We start from the raw sequence: 22,572 nt of genomic DNA, 5'->3' as shown, positions 1-22,572 counted from the left end.
AGAGGCGACACGGCGATGAGGTCTCGAACGGCGGATTGACCACCTCGCACAATTCCTGCGACCGTCACTGTACGGAGTCGGGGCTCTTGTGGGGGACACGATGGCGAGTGAGCGGCATGCGTCCGGAGCGGGAGAAGCGGTACGAACGATCGTCGGTTGGGTGCTCTTCGTCCTGTGGGTGATCCTGACCGTTCTCTGGATCGCGAGCATCGTCCACGCGCTGGGCGCCGGCCATCCCGCTCCGTTGATCAAGGGCATCATCGCGATCCTGCTGATGGCCGTGCTCGCCGGCATGGAGGGCCTGGAGGTCGCGGTCATCGACCGCTGGAACCAGCTCTTCCCGGACCGCGCGCAGTCGGAGCTCGCGGGATGGCTCGCCGCCCGCCAGCTCTTCGTGGCGTTGATCGTCACCGTTGCGACGATCTTGGCGGAACCCGAAGTGGTTCCCGTTCTGTTCACGAACTACGTGATCGACGAGAACAGCGAGTTCTTCCTGAAGACCTTCACGATCGTGTGGACCACGATCACGGTGCTGTGGTGCGCGCAGATCCTGCCGAAGCACATGGCCGCGACGAATGCGGATCGCTATCTGCAACGGACGAGGCCGCTGCTGTTCCCCATCGTCCAGGTGGTCCATCACCTCGGCATCGCGAAGCCGGCCGAGACCATGGCGAAGATCGTCGAGAAGCGCCTCGACTGGCAGGCCTCGGAAGGAATCGACACCGGGGTCGAGCTCGAGGCCGCTCCGGCGAGAGGGAACCTGGCGAGCGCCTGGGCCGCCCTGATCCCGGAGAGCGATCCGGCGAGGCGGTCGCGTCGCGACGATCGGGCCACGGGGGCCTGATCGTCGCTGGGTACCGGGTCCGGCTCGAGGTGGATGCGAGGCGCGCGTGATCCGGCAGAACTGGATCAAGGAGTTCCGGTCGGCGACCACCGCCTTCGACTGGGCGACGGTGGACGAGCTGGCGCGCGCCTACGCCGACCACCTCTACGCCGCCCCGGTCCTCCCGGACGCCGTGGGTGTCGTCCTGCGGACCCTCCGCGAGGCCCTCCGGTACACGGAGCTCGAGATCGTGGCCGACGCCGCGCTCGCGCACGAGGAGGCCGCGCCGGCGATCCGCCGGTACTACGCGCAGGCCCTGGTCGACCGCGGCCGGCCCGCCGCCGCGCTCCGCCTCTACGGGGAGCTGGCCGCGGACGGAGCCCTCCCGGAGTTCGACCACGTCGAGGCGCGCGGCGGGATCGGCCGCTGCTACAAGGAGCTCTTCCTCGCGTGCGACGAGCCCGTTCGCCGCCGTCAGTACTTCGACCGGTCACTCGAGGCCTATCTGACCTCGTACTGGGAGGATCCGAAGCGCACCTGGCACGGGATCAACGCGGTCGCGCTGCTGGCGCGCGCACGCCGCGAGGGCTTCGAGCTCAGTCCGCGGCCGCCGGCCGTGGCCGATCTGGCCGTCGCCGTGCTGCAGGTCGTCGACGAGTCCGACACGGACGCCTGGACGGAGTTGACGGCGTGCGAGTGTGCTCTCGCGCTCGGGCGGCACGAGGAGGCCATCGAGCGGGCCGAGGCGTTCCTCGCCGCGGGCCCCAGCGGGTTCACGGTCGCGGCCTTCCACCGTCAGCTCCTGACGCTGTGGGAGCTCGACACCCTCAGCTCGCCGGGGACGGAGCTGCTCGCCCAGCTGCGGTCCGCCCTGCTCGACGGCGGCGGGGGAGAGGTGACCGTGGAGCCGACCGACGTCCGGGCCTCGCGGGTCGACGGCGACCTGCGAGGTCTCCGCCTGGAGCAGATCCTCGGAGCCGACCGCTTCCAGTCGCTCGAGTGGTACCGGCAGGGGCTCAAGCGCTGCCGGGCCGTGGCGAGCGTCCAGAACCGCAGCGGCGCCGGCATCGGCACCGGCTTCCTCGTCGCCGGCCCCGACCTGCATCACGCCCTCCCGCCGTTCGTCGTGGTGACGAACAGCCACGTCGTGCCCGAGAAGCTGGATCCGGAGGACACGCTTCTCGCCTTCCACGGACTCGACGACGACCGGGGGATGCCGGCCCGCTTCCGCGTCCGGCGTCAGTGCTGGTCCCGTCCGGCCGGCGGCGGCGGGCTGGACACCACGATCCTGGAGCCGGACGGCCGTCCGGACGGGGTCGACCCCACTCCGCTGGCCGCGAAGCTCCCCCGCAAGCCGCTGGAGGACCGGCGCGCCTACGTCATCGGACACCCACGCGGACTGTCCCAACCGCAGTTCTCCCTGCAGGACAACCTCCTGCTGGACTACGACCGGCACTGGGTGCACTACCGCTCGCCGACGGAAGCGGGCAGCTCCGGCAGCCCCGTCTTCAACGACCACTGGGAGCTGATCGGCCTGCACCACGGAGGCGGCCTCGACCTCAAGCAGCTGAACAGCGCCGGGGGCACCTACGCCGCGAACGAGGGCATCACCGTCGAGGCGATCAGGAGGGGCCTGAAGACCTTCCCGCCGCGCCTACGGTCGGGGTGAGGCCCTGCCTCTTCGCCTCGCGAGATCGGAAGTCCCGGGCCGACGCAACGGTGGAGGTGGCAGTCGGGAATGGCGGAGGAGCCACGCCCCGGAGCGCGTCCGGCCTCCGAGGTGACCTACGAGGCCGTGACGCCCGAGCGGGACATCGACGGCACGATCCGGCGCGCAGCCCGCTACTTCAGGCCGGGGCGGCGGTCGGGGGACGGCGGCGCGGGGAAGGGGTCGTCCGCGCCGGGCCAGTTCTGGAACATGCCGCGGCCGCTCGGACACGCCGCCAGCACCGTGACGTTCGCGTCCGTCGCGTCGCCGCTGCTGGCCGGGTTCTCGATCGCCGCGATCGTCTCGCTCGCCGGCAGGGCGGAGCGTGGGATCCGGGGCGACCTCGCGATCATGTTCTTCGCGCTGGCCATCGCCTGCCTGGTCTTCGCTCTCCAGGCCGGGTTGGCGGCGGCGAGCCGCCACGTGCCGGTGACCGAACGTCTCGCGGCGTACCCCGAGAAGGCGCGGGATCCCGAGCGGGTCCACGAGATCCGGTCCGAGCAGTGGCGGGACGAGGACATCGCGAGCCACTACCGGCTCCTCACGCGCCATTCCTACAACGCGGGGATCCAGGCCTTCCTCGCCGGACTGCTGTGCGTGGCCGTCCCGGGGCCCGGCGAGTGGAACGTCCCGCGGATCGCGGCTCTGGTCGTCGTCGCGGGCGCCATGGGGCTCGAGCTCGTCCAGCAGATCCACCGCCCACGCGTCCTCGCCGCCTTCCTGGCGCCCTCCGAGGACGACCTGACGCAGGGCTACGTCCCCTTCCGGCGCCGCCAGGTCCCGCCGCTGGACCCGGACGTCGTCGACCGCGTGCGGCGCGGCTGGTCGGAGGGCGGGGAGGCGTGAGTCGCGTCGTCGGTCAGCGGGCGGTTCCGTCCCGGTAGAACCACTGCCCGTCCTCGCGGACGAAGCGGCTGCGTTCGTGCAGGACGCCGGTCTGCGGCCCCTCGCGATGGTGGGCGCGGAACTCGACGACGCCGTCGGTGTCGAAGAGGCCGCCGCGCACGCGGTCGAGGACCTCCAGCTGCGTCCAGCGGATGGCGGGGTCGAGGGTCAGCGTCGTCGGGCGGGTCGCCGGATGCCAGGTGCGCAGCAGGTGGTCGACGTCGCCGCGGGCGAAGGCCGTGTAGCGCGACCGCATGAGGGCCTCGGCCGTGGGGGCCGTGCCGCCGGACTCGCCGAGGTACCGGCCGCAGCACGCGTCGAACGGTTCCGGGAGGCCGCACGGGCAGGGTCGGGACGCCACGGCACGCGAGTATGCCCACCGGCCCGAGGCCGCTACGCCTGGACGGCGACCTCGCCCTGCATGATCGTCGGCGGGTGCGGCAGCGCGTCGGCCATCCCGAGCTCGCCGATCAACTTCGCGGCCGCGCGGGTCGACTCCTCGGCCCCCGCCCGGTCGGCGAACACGCTCACCGTCACCAGGCTCCCGCCGCCGGTGTCGACGAGGTAGTACGCGACGAAGCCGTCGATCCCGCTCATCAGCCCGCGGAGTCTGTCGGCGTGCACCCGGATCTGCTCGACGACGTCGCTCGCCTCGTCCTGGTAGTGACGGACCGTGGTGTACATGGGGTTCTCCTTCCGTGGCGTCGCCCGTTGAGCAGCGTCGAGAACCAGCGTGCTCTCACCCCTCGTCGACCCAGCACCTCCGAACGGATGACAGGCACTGCGGTGCGGCAGCATGCGGCGTCCTCGGGACCTTCGACCCTTCCGGACGCGGATCGTTGGCACGAAGGTGGCGGCAGCAGTCCCCGAGGCGACAAGGACAGCATGACCACGGCGCTTCCCCTCCGTCCCGCGGCCGGCGACGACGCCGACGACGCCGCCGTCGCCCGCCTGGGCGCCGAGTTCCCCCGATACCCCGCGGCGGTCGTCTCCGCCGTCGTGGCGTCGTGCCGCCGCGACCTCGACGGGTCGCCGCCCGGCGCGATGCCGGAGCTGGTCGAACGCCTCGCCCGGCAGCGCCTGCGGACCACCGGCTGATCGGGGGAGGTGCGGCGTGCGCGCGCAGGTGGGGAACTGGCTGATCGTGGAAGGGCTCACCGACGCCTCGGCGCGCCGGCAGGGGCGGATCGTCGGGGTCGACCACGCCGACGGGAGCCCGCCGTACTGGGTGCAGTGGCTCGGCGACGAGCACCGCAGCCTCGTCTTCCCCGGCGCCGACGCGCACGTCGCGGAGCAGCCCGTCCCGGCGAGGTAGCCGCTGCGGGCTACGCAGGGCCGGCCGCGTCTCCCACCCGCTCGAGCCACGGCCGCAGGTACTCGCGGTCCAGTGCGGACGGGTCCTCGACGATGTCGAGCATCAGCGCGATGCGGCGGGTGGCGTCCTTGGTCAGGCGGGCGTCGTCGTCGCGGGTGAGGGCGCGGTCGGGCCCGAACCGGCGGGCCGTCTCGACGATCTCCCCGGCCGCGGCGCGCAGGTCGTCGGCGTCGGGCTCCGCCCCGGCCGGGTCCAGCCCGGCGTCCGCGAAGCGCTGCGGGAGGTCGCCGAGCTGCGCGGCGAGCCACTCCCACGGCGACGCGGTCAGGTGCGCGTCCCAGGTCCGGTCCGACGGCTCGGGCCCGTCGAAGCGGGGGTGGAAGTGCGCGGCGGAGAACGGGTCGGCGGGCCGGTCGAGGCGCCCGAACAGGTCCGCGCGGAAGAACGCCCCGTCGACGACGAGGGGCTGGGCCGCGGACTCCGAGCCCCGGTGCTCCCGGGGCTCGCGGAGCGCGATCTCGATGCGGGCACCGTGCTCCATGACCGCGTCCGGGCCGATCTCGAACCAGCGCCGGACGGTGACGGCGACGGCGGTGAAGCTGTAGGTGACGAGCATGGGCGCGGCTCCGCAGGAGTCGGGGACAGGGGCGTCCCTGCGAGTGTGCCGCGCCGTCCCGGCCGGTCCACCGGTGCGCGATGCTGGGCCATGTGGATCCTCGGAGCCGGGCGGCGGACCCTTTCGGCCGGCTCGTCGGGACGCTGGTGGCGGCCGGGTTCGGGGCGGTGTTCGTGCTCGCCAACACCGACGCGTTCCCCACGCCGTGGGCGGTGGCGCTGCGGATCACGGCGGTCGTCGCGGCCGTCGCGCTCGTGATCGCCGCGATGGTGGTGTTCCGGCATGCCGCGCGGGTCGGTGGGGAGGGCCGGGCACCGTGGGGCGCGGCTACTGGCTCGTCGTCGCCGGCGAGGCCGCGGCGCTCGTCGCGGGGCTGTGGCTGATCAACGGCGTGCTGGCCGCCCTCCTCGGCACGGCGACGGGCTCGGTCCTGGTCGTCCAGCTGCTCGCCGGCGTCGGGTCCGGGGCCGCGCTGCTGGGCTCCGGCGCGGCCGCACTCACCACGCGGACCGGTTGATCGTGTCTGTCCCATCCACGCCGGGCGCGACATGCTGGGGGCCGGTCTCGGAGAAGAGGGGGTCACGGCGATGACGACGCCTGTCGAGAAGCAGGAGCAGGGCAAGGCCAAGAAGGCGAAGAAGGCCAAGAAGGCCAAGCGCTTCCCCAAGGACCTGTACGAGGCCGAGCTGCTGCGGCTGCAGGGCGAGCTGGTGCAGATGCAGGAGTGGGTCAAGGCGACCGGGACCCGGCTCGTCGTGATCTTCGAGGGACGGGACGCGGCCGGGAAGGGCGGCGCCATCCAGCGGGTCGTGGAGAACCTCAACCCCCGCGTCGCGCGCATCGTCGCCCTGCCCGCGCCCACCGAGCGCGAGCGGACCCAGTGGTACTTCCAGCGCTACATCGCGCACCTGCCGGCGGCCGGCGAGATCGTGCTGCTGGACCGCTCCTGGTACAACCGCGCCGGCGTCGAGCGCGTCATGGGCTTCTGCACCGAGCAGGAGTACGACCGCTTCCTGCGCCAGTGCCCGACCTTCGAGGACATGCTGATCGAGGACGGGATCCTGCTGCGGAAGTACTGGTTCTCGGTCAGCCCCGACGAGCAGGAGCGCCGCTTCCGCGACCGCCTCGAGAACCCGCTCAAGCGCTGGAAGCTCTCGCCCATGGACCTGGAGTCGATCAGCCGCTGGGACGAGTACTCCAAGGCCAAGGACGACATGCTCGCCGCCACGGACACCGAGATCGCCCCCTGGACGATCGTGGAGTCCGAGGACAAGCGCCGCTCGCGGCTGAACATGATCGCGCACCTGCTGCACACGGTGCCGTGGACGCCGATCGAGCTGCCGACCCTGCAGATCCCGGAGCGCCCGCCGGGCGAGGGGTACGTCCGCCCGCCCCGCGAGCTCGCCCGCGCGGTCCCCGACCACGCGGCGACCCTGCTCGAGGACTCCTGACCTCAGCGGCTGCTGCCGTAGTGGTACATCAGCGCCGTGGCGGTCGCGGCGCCGAGGATCTGCCCGCCCGCCACGAGCTCGGGGATGCGCGCGACGTCGACCCAGGTGGCGACGCCGTCCTCCGCGGGGTCGGTGGCGTCGCCGACGTGCCGGGCACCGCGCCAGCGGTAGACGTCGATCCGGGCACGGACCTGGCCGGGCAGCGGCTCGATCGACAGCAGGTGCTCGGGCTCGCCGTCGACGTGCCGGCCGGTCTCCTCGGCGGTCTCGCGCGCGGCGGCGGTCGCGGGGTCCTCGCCGTCGTCGACCATGCCGCCGGGCAGCTCGTAGCCCCACTGGCCCGCGGGGAACCGGTACTTCCACAGCAGCAGGACCCGGTCCGCGTCGTCGAGGACCATCGCCACGGCGACCCGGGAGAGCTCGACGACGTGGTAGTCGAACCGCTTGCCCTCGGGAGCCTCGACGTCGACGAGCCGGACGCGCACCCAGGGGCTCTCGTAGGCGGAGCGCTCGCCGAAGATCGTCCAGCCGCCGGGCACGCCGGGACGGTACCCGGGTCAGCGCAGGACGGCGCCGCGCAGGACGAGGAAGGTCACCGTCGTCCCCACCCCCTGCGAGACGAACCATGCGGCCGGGACGACCCACGCCTCCTCCAGGAGCGCCGGGAGCGCGGCGAGCGCCAGCCCGTGCGTGAGGACCACGACGGCGAAGGTGGTCGCGGAGAGCAGCACCATCCAGCCGGCCGCCCCGCGCACGCCTCGCGACCGGAACGTCCACCGCCGGTGGAGCACCGAGATCAGCGCGGTGCCGGTGACGAAGCTCAGGACGCGGGCGAGGTGGACGTCGACGCCGGCGCGCACCAGCACGAGGTGCAGACCGAGGCTCAGCGGCAGGACGACCAGGCCCGCGGTGAGGTACCGCGCGCCGGCCGCCACGAGGCCGTGGGCGCGGGTCTCCGCCGTCACGATCGCCATCGTGCCGTGTCGGCGCCCGCCGCGGGAGGACCCCGCGAGCTGGAAGGATGCGGCCGTGGACGACGGCCGCGCGGCGATCGACACGCCGGTGCGGCGCCCGGCGGTGTCGTCGCGCGTCGTGGCTCTCGTCCCGCCCGCGGTGGCTCTCGTGCTGGGAGCGGTGATCCTCACCCGCGGCACCGGGCTCTGGTACGACGAGCTCTTCTCCACCGAGGTCGCACGCCTGCCGCTCTCGGAGATCCTCCGCGCGGCGTGGGAGGGCCGCGGGACCACCTGGTACCTGCGTGACGTCCCGCCCTCCTACAACCTGCCCTGGTACGTCGTGGCGCACGTGGTGCTGCTGGTGCCGGGGACGGACGGCGACCTGACGCTGCGGCTGGTCGCGCTGCTCGCGGGCGCGGCCGCCTCGGGCGTGCTGGCCGCGGCGGTGTCCCGTCTCGCGGGCGACCGCCGGGTCGGGCTCGTGGCGGGCCTGGTCACCGCGCTGAACCCCCTGGTCCTCGAGTGGAGTGTCGAGGCGCGGTCGTACGGGCTCGCGCTGCTGGCGACCGCGGGGACGGCCTACGGCCTCGCGCGCTGGCTGGACCGCGCGCGGTGGGGGTTGCTGGTCTTCGGGCTGTGCGCGGCCGGCGCGGGGCTCGCGCACTGGTACGCGCTCCTGCCGGTGGCCGGCCTGACCGTCGCGGGCATCGTGCTGGCCCCGCGGCGCGGGGTGTGGCTCGCGCTCGTCGCCGTCGTCGCGGCCGCGCCGACGCTGGGGCTCGTCGCGCTGAACCTCGCGACCGTCGCGGACCGCAACGCCGCGCTGCTCCACGACACCGCCGGGCGGCTGCCGCTGTTCGCGGCGTGGCGGTGGTCGGGCCAGGACGTCGCGCTCGCCGGGCTGGTGACCATCGCGGCGGCGCTGGGGGTGTGGCGCGCACCGACGCGACTGCTCGTCGTGGTGACCGGGTGGCTGGCGCTGCCCGTGCTCGCGCTGCTGATCGCCGAGACCGAGCTCCGCGCGATCTACGAGCCGCGGTACGTCCTGCCGGCGCTGCTCGGTCTCGGCGTGCTCACGGCGGCCGGCGTCGCGTGCTGGCCGTGGCGCGGGCGCACGCGGCGGTGGGGACCGGCCCCGGTGCTGAGCGCCGTGCTCCTCGCGGTCTCGCTGGTCGTGTCGGTGGGGCTGCTGTGGGCGCCGCCGCGCGAGCGCTCCGACGAGGTCGCCGCGATGATCGCGGCCGCCCACCGCCCGGGCGACGTCGTCATGGCCGGCGACCGCCAGTCGGCGCTCGCCCTGGAGCACTACGTGCGCACCCGCCACCCGCAGATGGCCGCCGACCTGCGCGTCCCGCCGATCGACGCGGCCCCGGACGCGGCGGTCGTCTGGTACGTCCGTGTCCGGATCATCCACGGGGAGACCGGCCCGGTGGACGGCGACGTGCTGCTCGCGAACGCGGGCCGGCGGGTCGAGGGGCAGTGGTTCCTGCGCGCGACCTGGACCTCGCTGGTCGTTCAGCGGTGGGTGCGCTGACGCGCGCACCAGCCCAGCGTCCGCACCGACTGGCGCAGCCGCGCCCGCGACGACCACGCGGAGGTCCCGACGGGCCGGGTCGCGCGCGCGACGGGGCGCGACGCCACCCGCAGGCCGGCACCCGCCCGGGTCCGGGGGCCGAGCGCGACCACCACGCTGGGCGCGGTCGTGGCGGCGGGGGAGAGGACCGCCGCGCGTCCCCGCGGGCCGAGGGCGAGGAACGCGCCCGCGTCGGGCGGCAGGCCGGTGAGCGCGGCGACGAGCAGCCGGTGCCCGCTCCCGGTGGCGCGCCGGCCGGCCGACTCGTAGGTCCCGCGCCGTCCCGCGAACACGACGTCGTGGTCCTCGAGGTGCCCGAGCAGCGCCGGCAGCGCCTCGGGCGGGTCCTGGAGGTCGGCGTCGAGGCACACCCAGGCGGCGGCGCCGGGCTCGTCGGCGAGCCCGCGGCGCAGGGCGGCGTGCTGGCCGACGTTCGCCGCGAGCTCGGTGACCGCGACCCGGCGGTCGCGGGCGGCGAGGGCTCGCGCGACGTCGCCGCTGCCCTCCGGGCACGCGTCGACGACCAGCCGCACCCGCCACGGGCGACCCGCCAGCGCGGCGGCGAGGCGGCGCACCAGCTCGTCCAGCGTCGCGGCGTTGCGGTGCACCGGGACGACGACGGCGACGGTCACCCGGCGCGCCACGTCCGGTGCAGGCCGTCGAGCAGGTCGACCGACGGCTTCCAGTCCAGCAGCTCCCGGGCGCGCGTGGGGTCGGCGACCCAGTGCCCGGTGTCCCACTCGCGACCCGGGTGGGCGCCGGGGTCGACGCCGATGCGCCGCCCGGTCGCCCGCTCGGCGAGGGCGACGAGCTCCTCGTTCGCGGTCTGCACGCCGGTGCCGAGGTTCAGCACGGTGCCCGGGGCGAGGTCGTCGGCCCGGGCCGCGCGCACGCAGGCGTCGACGACGTCGCCGACCCACACCCAGTCCCGCCGCATGCCCGGGGCGGTCAGCGGCACCCGGTGGCCCTCGCGGGCGGCGGCGAGCACGACGGGCACGAACCGGGTCGGGTGGTCGCCGGGCCCGTAGACCTGGAAGGCGCGCAGCACGGTCGCGCGCACCCCGCGGTGCGCCGCGGCCGCGAGCAGCAGCACCGATCCCGCCGCCTTGGTGGCCCCGAAGAAGCTCTGCGTGCTCAGCGGGCCGTCCTCGGCCAGCGGGCGGTCGCTCGCCGCGTACTCGGTGGAGGAGCCGAGGCGCACGACGGCCCGGCACCGCGGACCGAGCGCGTCGACCAGCCATGGACTGGTGTTGACGGCCGTGGTCGCTGCGCGCGCCGCGGCGTCACGACGGTCGCGCGCGGCGGCCAGACTGAACACGACGTCGGGGTCGGCGGCACGCACGGCGGCGGTCGCGGCGACGGGGTCGGCGAGGTCGACCCGGTCGCGCGTCAGCGCCGTGACCGACCAGCCGTCGGCGCGCAGGCGGGCGACGAGGTGACGCCCGACGAACCCGCCGGCCCCGGTGACGAGCGCGTGCATCACACCGGCACGGGGGCCGGGACGGACGCCGCCACCGCGCGGACGAACGCCTCCCGGTCGGCGGCCCGCGCGCCGGCGTCGCGGGTCCCGGCGAGGGCCACCGCGGCGTGGATGCGCGGGATCTCGGCGGCCGGGTCGCGGTCGGCGGTGTCGGCGTGGAACGAGCGGCGCAGGAACGTGAAGTCGACGCCGAGGCGCTCCATCTCGGCGGCGAGCAGCGCGCTGGGGACCGGGTGCCCGGCGTCGGGCCGGGTCAGCCCGGCGACGCCGCAGGGGTGGCCGGCCGCGGCCACGCGCTCGCGGACGTGCTCGACGGTGCCGTCGACCATCGGGGCGAACAGACCCGCGGACACCCCGGTGCGGGCCGCGCGGTCGATGCGCAGGTCGTTCAGCCCGAGGTAGGCGCGGGAGAGGGGCCGGCGCACGAGGGCGTCGACGGCGTCGACCGCGTCCTGGGTCTCGATCATCGCGGCGACCCCGCAGCGGCCGCGGACGAGCGCCAGCACGCCGTCGAGCTCGGCGGGGCGCCGCAGCATCGGCACGAGCAGCTCGTCGGCGCCGAGCGCGATCGCCCGGTCGACCTCGCCGGCGGTCCAGCGGCCCACGGGGTTGATCCGGCAGACGACGGTCGCGGCCGTGGCGGCCCGGACCGCGCGGAGGTCCCGCGCGGTGTCGCGGTTGATCTGGGTGTCCTCCCCGGCCTGGCGCCGGGCCTTGCCCCGCCGCTCCCAGTCGATCACGACCCCGGTCACGCCGGCGGCCACCAGGCGCGCCACGTCGGGGCCGGACGTCGAGAAGACGAAGAGGTCCACCGGTCTCCCATCACCTCGCGGGGGTGTTAGCGAAGGCTGCGCTGATCTGCACCCCTTCGGCCGAACGTCACCACACGGTGTCAGGCGCGAAGGCGCTGCATACGGCCAATTTTGGGGGTGGATCACGGCCTGTTTCCGGGGTCTCGTGAGGTAAGGCGCGCCTGACTCGTCACCGCGCGTACGGACGACGATCCGAAGGAGTCGTGGATGCCCGTGCCGGGCCGAGGTGTCTGGTTCGTCCGGATGGTGCTGGCCGTGGTGGCCAGCACCGTGCTGCTGGCCGCCTGCGGTGGGGCGCCGGCGCCGGAGGACCGGACGTTGACGCTGTACAACGCCCAGCACGAGGGCCTCGGTCGCCTGTGGGTGGACGAGTTCACCCGGCAGACCGGCATCCCGGTGCAGATCCGCGACGGCGGCGACTTCGAGCTCGGCAACCAGATCGTCGCCGAGGGCGCCGCGTCGCCCGCCGACGTGTTCCTCACCGAGAACAGCCCGGCGATGTCCCTGGTCTCCGGTGCGAACCTCCTCGCGCCCGCCGACGGCGCCACCCGCGGCCTCGTGCCGCCGCAGTACGCCTCGACCCGGGGCGACTGGGTGGGGATCGCGGCGCGGACCACGGTCGTCGTCCACAACCCCGCCCTCGTGCCCGAGGACCAGCTGCCCGACTCGATCCTCGACTTCGCCCGGCCCGAGTGGCAGGGGCGTGTCGCGTTCCCGCCCGGCGGCGCGGACTTCCAGGCGATCGTGTCCGCGGTGAACGCGCTGAACGGGGACGCCGCGACCCAGCAGTGGCTGGCGGGGCTGAAGGCCAACGGGCGCATCTACCAGAGCAACACCGCGACGATGCAGGCCGTGAACCGTGGGGAGGTCCCGGCCGGGATCATCTACCACTACTACTGGTACCAGGACCGCGCCGAGGCGGGCGCGAACAGCGCGAACACCGAGCTGAAGTTCTACACCAACGGCGACGCGGGCGGGTTCCTGTCGGTGTCCGGCGGCGCCGTGCTCGCCTCGAGCAGCCACCCGGCCGAGGCGCAGCAGCTCCTCGCCTTCCTGGCCGGCGTCCCCGGGCAGGAGGTGCTCGCCCGGTCGGAGAACCTCGAGTACACGGTGGGCGCCGGCGTGCCCGCCAACCCGGCGCTCAAGCCGTTCTCCGAGCTGCGGCCGCCGCCGGTCGACCTCAGCACCCTCAACGGTCCGAAGGTGGTCGGGATGATGCAGCAGGCCGGCCTGCTGTGACGGCGGCGGCCCCGCTGCGCGTGGCCGTCGCGTCGGTGGCCGCACTCCTCGCGCTGGTCCCGGTCGGCTACGTCGTGGCTGCGGCGATCGCGGTCGGGCCGGCCGGTGTGGCCGAGCTCGTCTGGCGCCCGCGGGTCGGCGAGCTGCTGATCAACACGACGGTGCTGGTCCTCGCGACGTCGTCGGCGTGCGTCCTCCTGGGCACCGCGACGGCGTGGATCACCGAGCGGACCGACCTGCCCGGCGCGCCGGTGTGGGGTGCCCTGTTCGCCGCGCCGCTCGCGGTCCCGGCCTTCGTCAACAGCTACGCGTGGGTGTCGGTCCTGCCCGGTGCCGACGGGTTCGTGGGTGCGCTCGTGGTGACGACGATGTCCTACTTCCCCTTCGTGCACCTCCCGGTGGCCGCGGTCCTGCGCGGTCTGGACCGCGACCAGGAGGACGTCGCCCGCGCGCTCGGCCTCTCGGCGCGCGCGGCGGCGCGTCGCGTGGTCCTGCCCGCCCTGCGCCCGGCGATCGTCGGCGGCGCGCTGCTCGTCGGGCTGCACCTGCTCGCGGAGTTCGGCGCGCTCGCGCTGCTGCGCTACCCGACCTTCACCACCGCGATCTACGACCAGTTCCAGTCGACCTTCGCCGGGCCCGCGGCCGCGATGCTCGCGAGCGTCCTGGTGGTGCTGTGCCTGCTCCTCCTGACCGCCGACGTGGCGCTGGCCGGACGGGCCCGCCAGGCGCGGGTCGGCGGCGGCGCGGCGCGGCGCCGGGCGCGGACACCGCTCGGCGCGCGGCGGGTGCCCGCGCTGCTCGCCGTGGGCCTGCTCGTCGTCGCCGCGCTGGGGGTGCCGCTCGGGAGCGTCGTGCGCTGGATGGTGACCGGCAGCTCGACCACCGTCGACGCGGCGGCGCTCGCCACCGCCACGGCCACCTCGATCGGGCTCGGGCTGCTCGCCGCGGCGGTGACGACGGCGCTGACGCTGCCGGTCGCCTGGCTCGCGGTCCGGCGCCCCGGACGGTTCTCCCGCCTGCTCGAGCGCACCACCCACCTCGGCAACGCCCTGCCGGGCATCGTCGTCGCGCTGGCCCTCGTCATCGTGGCGATCCGGGTCGTGCCCGGGCTCTACCAGACCACGCCGCTGCTGGTCACGGCCTACGCGATCCTGTTCATGCCCCTGGCGCTGGTGAACCTCCGGGCCGCGCTCCTGCGGACGCCGCCGGAGCTCGAGGAGGTCGCCCACGGGCTCGGGTCCCGTCCCGGCGCCGTGCTGGCCCGGGTCACCGTCCCGCTGCTCGCGCGAGGTGCCGGAGCCGCCGCGGCGCTGGTGTTCCTCGCGGTCTCCACCGAGCTCACGGCGACGCTGCTGCTCGCGCCGACCGGCACCGCGACGCTCGCCACGGAGTTCTGGGGCCCGGCCGTCGCCGTGTCCTACGGCGCTGCCGCCCCGTACGCACTGACGATGATCCTGATCTCGGTCCCCGCGGCGTTCCTGCTGACCCGCCAGGTGCACGCCGGGACACGCCCGTGACCGGGGTGGTCGTCGACGGCGTCACGAAGGCCTTCGGCGCGACCCCCGTGCTGCACGGCGTCTCGCTCACGGCCCCCGTCGGCACGCTCACGGCGGTGCTGGGCCGCTCGGGCTGCGGCAAGACGACGCTGCTGCGGATCGTCGCGGGGTTCGACCGCCCCGACACCGGCACCGTCGTGGTGCAGGGGCGCCCGGTCGCGGGCCCGGGCCGCGTGCTCCCGCCCGAGCGGCGCGGCATCGGGTACCTCACCCAGGAGGGCTCGCTCTTCCCCCACCTCACGGTGGCCGCGAACGTCCTGTTCGGCCTGCCGTGGCGCGAGCGGCGCCGCGGCGACGCCCGGGTCGCCGCGCTCCTCGAGACCGTCGACCTCGAGCCGTCGCTCGCGCGGCGTCATCCCCACGAGCTCTCCGGCGGCCAGCAGCAGCGGGTCGCCCTGGCCCGGGCGCTCGCCCCCGAGCCCGCGGTCGTCCTGCTCGACGAACCGTTCTCGTCGCTCGACGCGGGGCTGCGCGCCGACACCCAGCGAGCCGTGGTGAAGGCGCTCGCCGCGGCCGGTGCGACCGCGCTGCTCGTCACCCACGACCGCGCCGAGGCGCTCGGGCTCGCCGACCAGGTCGCGGTGATGCGCGACGGGGTCATCGCGCAGGTCGACGCCCCGGGGACGATCTACCGCGACCCCGTCGACCCGCACGTGGGAACCCTCGTCGGCGACGCCGTCCTGCTCGACGGCCGGCACGACGGCGCGGGCGCGGTGTCCTGCGCGCTCGGCGTGCTCGCGGCGCGCCCGGGCCGGGCCGGGATCCCCGTTGCCGCCGGTCCGGTGCGGGTGCTCGTGCGCCCCGAGCAGATCGGCGTCGGGACGGCCGGGGGCGGGGTCCGCGCCCGCGTGCGGTCGCGGGACTTCCGCGGGCCGGACGCCACCGTGGAGCTGGACCTCGAGGCGCCCGGGGCCCTCGGGGCGGAGGTCGTCACCGCCCGCCTGCCGGGCGACGCCGCCGTCGCACCCGGCGACGACGTCCCGGTCACGGTGCGCGGCGCGGTCACGGTCTACGCGGTGTAGCCGTCGACGAGCCTCACCAGGTCGAGGACCTCGGCGTCGAACCTCTCGGTGTCCGGGCGCGCATCCATCTCCCGCACGACCGCGGCGTGGAGCCCGGCGTGGACCGTCAGCGCGGCGTCGTCCCCGGCCAGCTCGGCGAACACCGCGAGGACCGGGTCGGCCCGGGCGCCCGCCAGCAGCCGGTAGTGGCGGCGGTGGCGCAGCGCCCAGTCCCGGTAGGCGTGCGCGACGGCGCGCCAGCGCCGCTCGGACGGTGCGCTGCGCGTGCGGTCGAGCGACGAGCGCAGGGCCCGCGCAAGGGTGGTGACACCGTCGGCGACCAGGGCCTCGATCAGCGCGTCCCGGGACGGGAAGTGGTAGCGCAACGTCGCCCGCGACACCCCGAGCCGTGCCGCGATCGCCCGGTAGGAGAGCCCGTCGCCGCCCTCGGCGAGCTGGTCGAGGGCGGCGTCCTTGATGTCGAACAGCAGCTCCTGGACCCGCCGCTCGCGCCGGCCGTGCGGCTCCGGCGGGAGGACGAGGCTCGTCATCGTGGTCGCTCGGCTCCCGGGGCGCGCCAATTCGGACATCCGAGGTGAGGCTAGCCTTCGGAACCGGGGCCTCATCTCCCTAGAATGAGGGGGTGAGCAGCGCGGATCCGGTCGCCGTCGACGGCCCCGTCGCACCCGGGACGGTGCTCGTCGTCGACGACCACCGCGTCTTCACCGACGCCCTGCGGACCAGCCTGGGACGCCAGCGCGACGTCTCCGCCGTCGTGGTCGCCCACTCCGTCGGCGAGGCCCTCGCGCACGTCCGGCGCACCGCGCTCGACGCGGCGATCGTCGACCTCGACCTCCCCGACGGCTCGGGGCTCGACGTGGTGGCGGCGGTCCGGGAGCTCCGTCCCCGCGCCCGCACGGTGGTCCTCACGGCCCACGCCCGCTCCGACCTGGCCGAGCGGGCGGTCGCGGCCGGTGCTGCGGCCTTCCTGGCCAAGGAGGGCACGCTCGACCGCGTCCTCGCCGCCCTGCGGGCCCCGGCGCCCGGCGCGCCGGTCGTCGACGCGGCGGTCCCGGCCGGACACGTCGAGCTCACGGCGCGGGAGTGCGACGTGCTCCGCCTGCTGGGACAGGGGCGCGAGCCCGCCCGCATCGCCGCCGAGCTGAGGCTGTCGCTCCACACGGTGCGGGGACACGTGAAGACCCTGCTCACCAAGCTGGACGCCCACAGCCAGCTCGAGGCGGTCGTCGCCGCCCACCGGCAGGGGCTCATCAGCGTCGGCTCGCGGTACTGAGCCGTGCCGGCCGACGGAGGGGTGCTGCGTCGCGCGGTGCTGCGGCACGCCGTGGTGACGGTCGTCGTGCTGCTGGTCGCCCTCGTGTCGATCGCGTCGGGCGTCGCCCTGTTCGCCCGGCAGGACGCCCACCGCACGGCCGAGAACACCGCGCGCCAGGTCGGGACGGCGGTCGGCGACGCGGTGTCCCGGCACGATCTGTCCGCTCCCGTGGACGACGCCACGCGACGGGACGTCGACGCGGCCGTCGAGCCTTTCCTCGCCGGCGGCATGATGTCGCGGGTCAAGATCTGGTCGCCGCGCGACGGCGTAGCCCGCATCGTGTACTCCGACGAGCGGCGGGTCGAGGGCGAGACCACCCGCTACGACCCGGCGGTGATGGGGGCCCTCGGCTCCGGGGGTTCGCTGGTGAAGGAGGTCCCGGACGACGCGGAGCACCGCTACGAGTTCGCCCACTCCCGCACGCTGCTCGAGGTCTTCTCGACGTTCCGCGACGCGCGCGGCGCCGAGGCCTGGCTCGAGCTCTACATCCGTGTCGACGAGGCCGCCGCGGTCCGGGCGACCGCCGTGCCCGTCGCGGCGGTGGCGACGGGGGGTCTCCTGCTGCTCGCGGTCCTCACGCTGCCCGTGTCGATCTCGCTGGCGCGACGTTCCGAGCGCGCCCGCGCCGAGCAGCGGGCGGCCCGCGACTACGGGCTCGCGGCGGCCGAGACCGCCCGCCGGGAGATCGCCCAGCGTCTGCACGACGGCGTGCTCCCGGACCTGGCCGGCGTCGGCCTGCTCCTCGAGGTCGTGCGGAACGAGGACGGGCTGCGCACCGGGACGTCCGCGACCGTGCTCGGCGAGGCGCACGCCCTCCTGACCGACGAGATGCGGCAGCTGCGGGACCTCCTGGACGACCTCGTCCCGCCGAGCATCGGCCCGGGCGGGCTCGCCGGGGCCCTGGAGGAGCTCGCCGAACGGCTGGCGTCACCAACCGCCGGCTCGATCACCGTCGACACCGCGCTCGTGGGCCCGCTGCCCGACGACCTCGAGCTCACGCTCTACCGGGTGGCCCACGAGCTGGTGCGCAACGCGGTGCGCCACGCGCGCGCGACGAGCATCCGGGTGTCCGTCGCGGCGGGTGCCGACGGATGGGCGGTGCTCGAGGTCGTCGACGACGGCGACGGGTGCGACGTCGCAGCACCCACCGCCGCCGGGCACGTGGGGCTGCTGCTCGTCCGCGGTGTGCTCGCCGACCGAGGTGGGCGCCTCGAGCTGGAGAGCGCGCCCGGTCGCGGGACGAGGGCGGTGGCGCGCGTGCCCGTGGCCGGTCGGCCGGGCGTGCGCGCTCGGCGCGGCCCGCGCGACCGGGCGAGGGCCTGACCCGTCCGCACTCAGGCCACGGCGTCCCCTACCGCGGAGCGCCGCGCCCGGTAGGCCGTGAGGTCGGTGACCGCGGCGGTGCTCCCCGCGAGGCGGGCGAGCAGGTCCGCCCCCACCGTCCGGCCGGCGCGGGACAGGAGGTGGTGCGCCTGCCGGGCGCGGACGGCGAGGTACTCGTCGCGGCGCCCCGTCGTCGGCAGCACGGTGTGCTCGAGCCACGCGGTCGCGGGCGTCGCCGGCGGCGCCTCGTCGGCGCCCAGGCCGCGGTCGACCGTCCAGACGAAGCGCGCGGCCCGGCGGACGCGGCGGCGGCCCTCGGCGGGCGCGCCGTGGTCGGGGTGGTGGTTCTCGTGGCGGACGACGTCGGCCAGCAGCAGGGCGGCGAACCGGTCGGTGTCGAGACCGGAGCCGTCGAGGACGCGCCCGAGCAGGGGGAGCGCGAGCTCGTGCGGGGACAGCACCGCCTCGAGGTAGTCGTCGAGGAAGGGGTCCCGGCCGTGGTGGCGGTCGGCGATCGCGGCGAGGGCGGCGAGCACCGGCGCCGGCAGGTCGCGGCGCCCGGCGCGGCGGATCCGCCGCGTGACGAGACCGGCGAGCGCGAGGCCGTCGAGGGGGGTCGTGGGTGCCGCGGTGAGCCAGGTGTCGAGCTCACGCGCGAGGTCCTGATCCAGCATGGCGGGGTCCTCTCCGGTCCGGATGACGACCTCGAGACTGCGCGCCGGCGACGGCCGCGACGATCGGGTGCGCCCCCGCTCCCGGGGGTGCCAGCCCCTCAGACGAGACGGGTCAGGAGGAGGCGCGTGCCCGCACGCAGGTCGTCGAGGGCCGCGGGGTCGCCCGAGAGGTGCCGCAGCAGCGCCTGCTGGAACAGCCCGTCGAAGGCGGCGTAGGCGACGCCGCGGGAGCACCGCGGCTCGACGCCGACGAGCGCGGCGTAGGCGTCGACGATCCGCCCGATCATCCGCTCGAGGCTCGCGTCGATGTCGGCGACGTCGAGCCGGAACGACTCCTCGAACAGCGACTGCGAGCGCAGGTCGTACCAGAGCCGGTGCAGCAGCGCGTCCTGCTCGAGCGTGGCCGCGAGCCCCTCGCCCGCGTCCCGCAGCAGCTCCTCGGGGTCGGTGGCGTGGGCGGCGATGGTGTCGTAGCGCTCCACGCAGCGCGCCTTGTAGCGGCTGACGCAGTAGGTGATCAGCTCGACCTTGTCGCGGAAGTAGTAGTGCAGGACGCCGAGGCTCGACCCGGAGGCCTGCGCGATGTCGCGCAGGCTGGTGCGCGCGTAGCCGCGGTCGGCGAGGGTCGCGAGCGCCGCGTCGGCGAGCTCGCGGCGGCGTTCCCCGAACTTGTCCGCGCGCCGACGCGAGAACCGGCTCTCGGCATCGGTGCTGGTCACGGACGATCCCTCCGGGGTGGAGCACGGTCGGGTCAGCCTAACCCGCCGTCTCGGACATCCGTCCAGCTTTCGTTGGACGATCGTCCGAAGACGTCCTTGACGGTCGTTCCGCGTCCTCCCTAGCGTGTGATCCACACCACCGACACGACGCCACCGACACAGAGATGTGGGGAGTCCCATGAGCGCGTTCGACCTGACCGGCCGCCGGGTCCTGATCACCGGAGGCGCGCAGGGCCTCGGCGAGGGCATGGCGCGGGCCCTGACCGGCGCGGGGGCGGCGGTGATGCTGGCCGACATCGCGAAGGACGTGGGGGAGAAGACCGCGTCCGCGCTGTCCGCCGACGGCCACACCGCGCGGTTCGTCGCGCTCGACGTCACCGACGACGCGCAGTGGGAGGCCGCGGTCGCCCAGACCGTCAGCGAGCTCGGCGGGCTCGACGTCGTGATCAACAACGCCGGGCTGGAGGTCACGCAGCTGCTGGCGGACACCGAGCCGGACGACGTGCGCCGCATGCTCGAGGTCAACCTGCTGGGCACGATGCTGGGCATCAAGCACGCCTTCCGCGCGATGCGCCCGGGCGGCCCGGCCGGGCAGGGCGGCGCGGTCATCAACGTCGCGTCGGTCGCCGCGACGATCGCGTTCCCGTCGATCGGCGGCTACTCGGCGACCAAGTCCGGCGTCGACCGCCTGACCCGCGTCGCGGCGATGGAGTCGGGCAAGCTCGGCTACGGCGTGCGGGTCAACTGCGTCTACCCGGGCCTCGTGCCCACCGCGATGGGCCAGAAACTGGCCGTCGAGACCGCCGGCCTGGGCCTGTTCGAGAGCCCGGAGGCCGCCGTCGGCGCCGTGGTGGAGCTGACGCCGTCGGGCCGCCTGGGCGAGGTCGCCGACATCGCCGACGCCGTGGTCTTCCTGGCCTCCGACGCCTCCCGATTCGTCAACGGCGCCGGGCTCCCGGTCGACGGCGGCATGGGCATGTGATGCGGCTCGTCGACTTCCTGGACAAGGGGGCGTCGCGCGACCCGGGCGCCCCCTGTCTGGTCTGCGACGGCGAGACCGCGACCTACGCCGAGGTCCAGGCGCTCACCGGACGCATCGCGGCGGCGCTGGTGGCCGACGGCGTCGCGCCCGGCGACAAGGTCGCGATCCTGTCCGCCAACGACCCGACCGCCTTCACCTGCGTGTTCGGGATCAGCCGCGCCGGCGCTGTCTGGTGCCCGGTGAACCCGCGCAACGAGGCGGCCGAGAACCGCGAGCTGCTCGCCCTGTTCGGCTGCTCGGTGCTGTTCTTCCAGGCGGCGTTCGCCCCGCTCGTCGACGCCATCCGCGAGGCGCTGCCGCGGCTGCGCACGCTGGTGTGCCTCGACGGGGACCTCCCGTGGGCGCGCGGGCTCGAGGACTTCCTCGCCGGCGCGGGAGCCGAGCCCGTCGACCGCGACAGCGGCGACGACCTCGCCCTGATCGTCGGCACCGGGGGCACCACGGGGACGCCCAAGGGCGTGATGCTCACCGGCACCACCATCGAGACGATGACCGCGATCACGCTCATGAGCTACCCGTGGCCGGGACGCGGCGCCCCGCCGACGTACCTGGCGCTGGCCCCGCTCACCCACGCGGCCGGGGTGCTCTGCTTCCCGGTGCTCTGCCGGGGCGGCGCGATCGTGATCATGCGGGCGCCCGACGTCGGCGGCTTCCTCGACCACGTCGAGCGCCACCGCGTCACGCACACCTTCCTGCCGCCGACGCTGATCTACATGGTGCTGGACCACCCGACGCTGCCCGGGCGCGACCTCTCCTCGCTGCAGTGCTTCTGGTACGGCGCCGCGCCGATGTCGACGTCGCGGCTGGAGGACGCACTGACGCGCATCGGTCCGGTGATGGCCCAGCTCTTCGGGCAGACCGAGGCGCCGATGATGATCTCGACGATGGCGCCGGAGGACCACTTCGAGCCCGACGGGTCGGTCGCCCGCGCCCGGCTCTCGTCGGCGGGCCGGCCCACGCCGCTGGTGACCGTCGGGATCATGGCGGAGGACGGCACGCTGCTCCCGCGGGGCGAGCGCGGCGAGATCGTCATCCGCGGCTCGCTGGTGATGCGGGGCTACCTCGACAACCCGGAGGCGACGGCCGAGGCGTCGCGGTTCGGCTGGCACCACACCGGCGACATCGGCTACCTCGACGAGGACGACTTCCTGTTCATCGTCGACCGGGCCAAGGACATGGTGATCACCGGCGGTTTCAACGTCTACTCCACCGAGGTCGAGCAGGCGCTCATGGCCCACCCGGCGGTGGCGGACAGCGCGGTGATCGGGCTGCCCGACGACAAGTGGGGCGAGCGGCTCACCGCCGTGCTCACGCTGCGGCCGGGCAGCACGCTCGACCCGGCCGAGCTGAAGTCGTTCGTCAAGGCGCGGATCGGCAGCGTGAAGACGCCGAAGCAGGTCGAGATCTGGGAGGACCTGCCGCGCTCCAAGGTCGGCAAGGTCCTCAAGGCCGACATCAAGAAGTACATCCTGGAGCTCGAGCCGGAGCGGTGAGGTGACGGGTGCCGGCATGCGCCCCGCGCATGGTTTGTATCCGTACTTCGCGTTGGTGCGGTCTGTCCGGATCGACAGACTCGTTCCCCATGACGACGACACACGAGACCACCGCCCGAGTCGACTCCTCGGCACGGCGTTCCGACACCCTGCGGTACGCGCAGCCGGCCGTGCTCCTCGCGTTCCGGTGCGTGGTGACCGTGCTCTTCCTGCTCCACCCCGTCGGCATGCTGGGCCTGCTCGGCGGCGAGGCCCCGGGCGGCGTGATGGTGGCGATCTCCGTCGTGGAGATCGTCTGCGTGCTGCTCGTCGCCGTCGGGCTGTTCGCGCGGCCCGCGGCGTTCCTGCTCTCGGGCATGCTGGCGTTCGCCTACTTCGTCATCCACCTGCCCGGCGGCTGGAACTGGATGGACAACGGCGGCGAGCCCGCGGCGCTCTACAGCTGGATCTTCCTGCTGCTGTTCGTGCTCGGCCCCGGGCCGCTCAGCCTCGACGGGCGTCGGCGACGGGGTGCGGCGGCCGCGAGCTGAGGTTCCGGCGAAGGGTTCCCCTCGCTCCTCTACCCGACCG

Annotated in this window: 27 protein-coding genes; 16 read left to right on the top strand and 11 right to left on the bottom strand. The window is 74.8% G+C overall.

Going from position 1 to position 22,572, the window contains the following annotated elements; translation table 11 throughout:
- The first annotated feature begins 160 nt into the window (after positions 1–160).
- The 3 genes from WCD58_RS26645 to WCD58_RS26635 all read left to right on the top strand — a co-directional run bounded on the left by WCD58_RS26645 (position 161) and on the right by WCD58_RS26635 (position 3,377).
- The gene (locus tag WCD58_RS26645) at positions 161–844 is read left to right on the top strand and encodes a hypothetical protein (RefSeq protein WP_337706130.1); all 684 of its coding nucleotides are present in this window, start codon (positions 161–163) and stop codon (positions 842–844) included.
- A 46-nt stretch (positions 845–890) separates the two neighbouring features.
- A complete protein-coding gene (locus WCD58_RS26640) occupies positions 891–2,492 on the top strand; it encodes a trypsin-like peptidase domain-containing protein (protein WP_337706129.1) in 1,602 nt (533 codons plus the stop codon).
- Positions 2,493–2,561: 69 nt separating this feature from the next.
- A complete protein-coding gene (locus WCD58_RS26635; RefSeq protein ID WP_337706128.1) occupies positions 2,562–3,377 on the top strand; it encodes a hypothetical protein in 816 nt (271 codons plus the stop codon).
- Between the two features lie 13 nt (positions 3,378–3,390).
- Here the strand turns inward: WCD58_RS26635 and WCD58_RS26630 are convergent, their stop codons facing one another.
- Positions 3,391–3,777, bottom strand: a complete 387-nt coding sequence (locus tag WCD58_RS26630; protein ID WP_337706127.1) for a YchJ family protein — start codon at positions 3,775–3,777, stop codon at positions 3,391–3,393.
- Between the two features lie 32 nt (positions 3,778–3,809).
- A complete protein-coding gene (locus tag WCD58_RS26625) occupies positions 3,810–4,100 on the bottom strand; it encodes a hypothetical protein (protein WP_337706126.1) in 291 nt (96 codons plus the stop codon).
- A 201-nt stretch (positions 4,101–4,301) separates the two neighbouring features.
- On the opposite strand from WCD58_RS26625, the gene WCD58_RS26620 reads away from it, so the two are divergent.
- Positions 4,302–4,514: a three-helix bundle dimerization domain-containing protein gene (locus WCD58_RS26620; RefSeq protein WP_337706125.1), complete on the top strand. Its 213-nt coding sequence runs from the start codon at positions 4,302–4,304 to the stop codon at positions 4,512–4,514.
- A gap of 16 nt (positions 4,515–4,530) precedes the next feature.
- Complete coding sequence (locus tag WCD58_RS26615) at positions 4,531–4,731, top strand: DUF1918 domain-containing protein (RefSeq protein WP_337706124.1); 201 nt, start codon at positions 4,531–4,533, stop codon at positions 4,729–4,731.
- A gap of 10 nt (positions 4,732–4,741) precedes the next feature.
- On the opposite strand, the gene WCD58_RS26610 is transcribed toward WCD58_RS26615, so the two are convergent.
- On the bottom strand, positions 4,742–5,347 hold the full coding sequence (locus tag WCD58_RS26610; RefSeq protein ID WP_337706123.1) for a hypothetical protein: 606 nt from the start codon (positions 5,345–5,347) through the stop codon (positions 4,742–4,744).
- Between the two features lie 316 nt (positions 5,348–5,663).
- On the opposite strand from WCD58_RS26610, the gene WCD58_RS26605 reads away from it, so the two are divergent.
- A complete protein-coding gene (locus WCD58_RS26605; protein WP_337706122.1) occupies positions 5,664–5,864 on the top strand; it encodes a hypothetical protein in 201 nt (66 codons plus the stop codon).
- 70 nt (positions 5,865–5,934) lie between these two features.
- The gene (gene ppk2 / locus WCD58_RS26600) at positions 5,935–6,798 is read left to right on the top strand and encodes a polyphosphate kinase 2 (RefSeq protein ID WP_337706121.1); all 864 of its coding nucleotides are present in this window, start codon (positions 5,935–5,937) and stop codon (positions 6,796–6,798) included.
- A gap of 2 nt (positions 6,799–6,800) precedes the next feature.
- On the opposite strand, the gene WCD58_RS26595 is transcribed toward ppk2, so the two are convergent.
- Both WCD58_RS26595 and WCD58_RS26590 read right to left on the bottom strand, forming a co-directional pair.
- Positions 6,801–7,337 (bottom strand): NUDIX hydrolase, encoded by a 537-nt coding sequence (locus tag WCD58_RS26595; RefSeq protein WP_337706120.1) that lies wholly within the window; start codon positions 7,335–7,337, stop codon positions 6,801–6,803.
- 18 nt (positions 7,338–7,355) lie between these two features.
- Complete coding sequence (locus WCD58_RS26590) at positions 7,356–7,763, bottom strand: GtrA family protein (protein ID WP_337706119.1); 408 nt, start codon at positions 7,761–7,763, stop codon at positions 7,356–7,358.
- A gap of 64 nt (positions 7,764–7,827) precedes the next feature.
- Between WCD58_RS26590 and WCD58_RS26585 the strand changes: the two genes are divergently transcribed.
- The gene (locus WCD58_RS26585; RefSeq protein ID WP_337706118.1) at positions 7,828–9,288 is read left to right on the top strand and encodes a glycosyltransferase family protein; all 1,461 of its coding nucleotides are present in this window, start codon (positions 7,828–7,830) and stop codon (positions 9,286–9,288) included.
- Here WCD58_RS26585 and WCD58_RS26580 read toward each other — a convergent pair.
- From WCD58_RS26580 to WCD58_RS26570, 3 genes are read right to left on the bottom strand one after another with little or no spacing between them, the layout of a single operon-like run.
- Positions 9,270–9,959, bottom strand: coding sequence for a glycosyltransferase (locus tag WCD58_RS26580; protein ID WP_337706117.1), 690 nt, complete (start codon positions 9,957–9,959; stop codon positions 9,270–9,272). The two genes, WCD58_RS26585 and WCD58_RS26580, sit on opposite strands and share 19 nt — an antisense overlap.
- On the bottom strand, positions 9,956–10,807 hold the full coding sequence (locus WCD58_RS26575; protein WP_337706195.1) for an NAD-dependent epimerase/dehydratase family protein: 852 nt from the start codon (positions 10,805–10,807) through the stop codon (positions 9,956–9,958). Before WCD58_RS26575 ends, WCD58_RS26580 begins: the two co-directional genes overlap by 4 nt.
- Complete coding sequence (locus WCD58_RS26570; RefSeq protein WP_337706115.1) at positions 10,807–11,619, bottom strand: aldolase/citrate lyase family protein; 813 nt, start codon at positions 11,617–11,619, stop codon at positions 10,807–10,809. The genes WCD58_RS26575 and WCD58_RS26570 overlap by 1 nt, the downstream gene beginning before the upstream one ends.
- Positions 11,620–11,826: 207 nt before the next feature.
- Between WCD58_RS26570 and WCD58_RS26565 the strand changes: the two genes are divergently transcribed.
- Genes WCD58_RS26565 through WCD58_RS26555 form a run of 3 tightly spaced genes read left to right on the top strand, consistent with a single transcriptional unit; the run spans position 11,827 to position 15,436 of the window.
- Positions 11,827–12,858 (top strand): iron ABC transporter substrate-binding protein, encoded by a 1,032-nt coding sequence (locus WCD58_RS26565; protein WP_337706114.1) that lies wholly within the window; start codon positions 11,827–11,829, stop codon positions 12,856–12,858.
- Entirely contained in the window at positions 12,855–14,375 is a 1,521-nt protein-coding gene (locus tag WCD58_RS26560) for an ABC transporter permease (RefSeq protein WP_337706113.1), read from the top strand. Before WCD58_RS26565 ends, WCD58_RS26560 begins: the two co-directional genes overlap by 4 nt.
- A complete protein-coding gene (locus WCD58_RS26555) occupies positions 14,372–15,436 on the top strand; it encodes an ABC transporter ATP-binding protein (RefSeq protein WP_337706112.1) in 1,065 nt (354 codons plus the stop codon). The genes WCD58_RS26560 and WCD58_RS26555 overlap by 4 nt, the downstream gene beginning before the upstream one ends.
- On the opposite strand, the gene WCD58_RS26550 is transcribed toward WCD58_RS26555, so the two are convergent.
- Positions 15,424–15,966: a TetR/AcrR family transcriptional regulator gene (locus WCD58_RS26550; protein ID WP_337706111.1), complete on the bottom strand. Its 543-nt coding sequence runs from the start codon at positions 15,964–15,966 to the stop codon at positions 15,424–15,426. The two genes, WCD58_RS26555 and WCD58_RS26550, sit on opposite strands and share 13 nt — an antisense overlap.
- A gap of 92 nt (positions 15,967–16,058) precedes the next feature.
- Here WCD58_RS26550 and WCD58_RS26545 point away from each other — a divergent pair, with 92 nt between their 5' ends.
- Both WCD58_RS26545 and WCD58_RS26540 read left to right on the top strand, forming a co-directional pair.
- Complete coding sequence (locus WCD58_RS26545) at positions 16,059–16,709, top strand: response regulator transcription factor (protein ID WP_337706110.1); 651 nt, start codon at positions 16,059–16,061, stop codon at positions 16,707–16,709.
- Positions 16,710–16,712: 3 nt separating this feature from the next.
- Entirely contained in the window at positions 16,713–18,074 is a 1,362-nt protein-coding gene (locus tag WCD58_RS26540; protein WP_337706109.1) for a sensor histidine kinase, read from the top strand.
- A gap of 11 nt (positions 18,075–18,085) precedes the next feature.
- On the opposite strand, the gene WCD58_RS26535 is transcribed toward WCD58_RS26540, so the two are convergent.
- Together WCD58_RS26535 and WCD58_RS26530 are read right to left on the bottom strand one after the other, a co-directional pair.
- On the bottom strand, positions 18,086–18,748 hold the full coding sequence (locus WCD58_RS26535; protein ID WP_337706108.1) for a hypothetical protein: 663 nt from the start codon (positions 18,746–18,748) through the stop codon (positions 18,086–18,088).
- A 98-nt stretch (positions 18,749–18,846) separates the two neighbouring features.
- The gene (locus WCD58_RS26530; RefSeq protein ID WP_337706107.1) at positions 18,847–19,467 is read right to left on the bottom strand and encodes a TetR family transcriptional regulator; all 621 of its coding nucleotides are present in this window, start codon (positions 19,465–19,467) and stop codon (positions 18,847–18,849) included.
- Positions 19,468–19,645: 178 nt separating this feature from the next.
- On the opposite strand from WCD58_RS26530, the gene WCD58_RS26525 reads away from it, so the two are divergent.
- The 3 genes from WCD58_RS26525 to WCD58_RS26515 all read left to right on the top strand — a co-directional run bounded on the left by WCD58_RS26525 (position 19,646) and on the right by WCD58_RS26515 (position 22,532).
- Positions 19,646–20,449, top strand: coding sequence for an SDR family NAD(P)-dependent oxidoreductase (locus WCD58_RS26525; RefSeq protein ID WP_337706106.1), 804 nt, complete (start codon positions 19,646–19,648; stop codon positions 20,447–20,449).
- Positions 20,449–22,002, top strand: a complete 1,554-nt coding sequence (locus WCD58_RS26520; RefSeq protein WP_337706105.1) for an AMP-binding protein — start codon at positions 20,449–20,451, stop codon at positions 22,000–22,002. Before WCD58_RS26525 ends, WCD58_RS26520 begins: the two co-directional genes overlap by 1 nt.
- Positions 22,003–22,091: 89 nt before the next feature.
- A complete protein-coding gene (locus WCD58_RS26515; RefSeq protein ID WP_337706104.1) occupies positions 22,092–22,532 on the top strand; it encodes a DoxX family protein in 441 nt (146 codons plus the stop codon).
- Positions 22,533–22,572 lie beyond the last annotated feature (40 nt).

Origin of the sequence: Actinomycetospora flava, assembly GCF_037400335.1 — a bacterium.
GTDB classification, from domain to species: Bacteria; Actinomycetota; Actinomycetes; order Mycobacteriales; family Pseudonocardiaceae; genus Actinomycetospora; species Actinomycetospora flava.
This window is presented reverse-complemented; position numbering and strand designations above follow the sequence as displayed.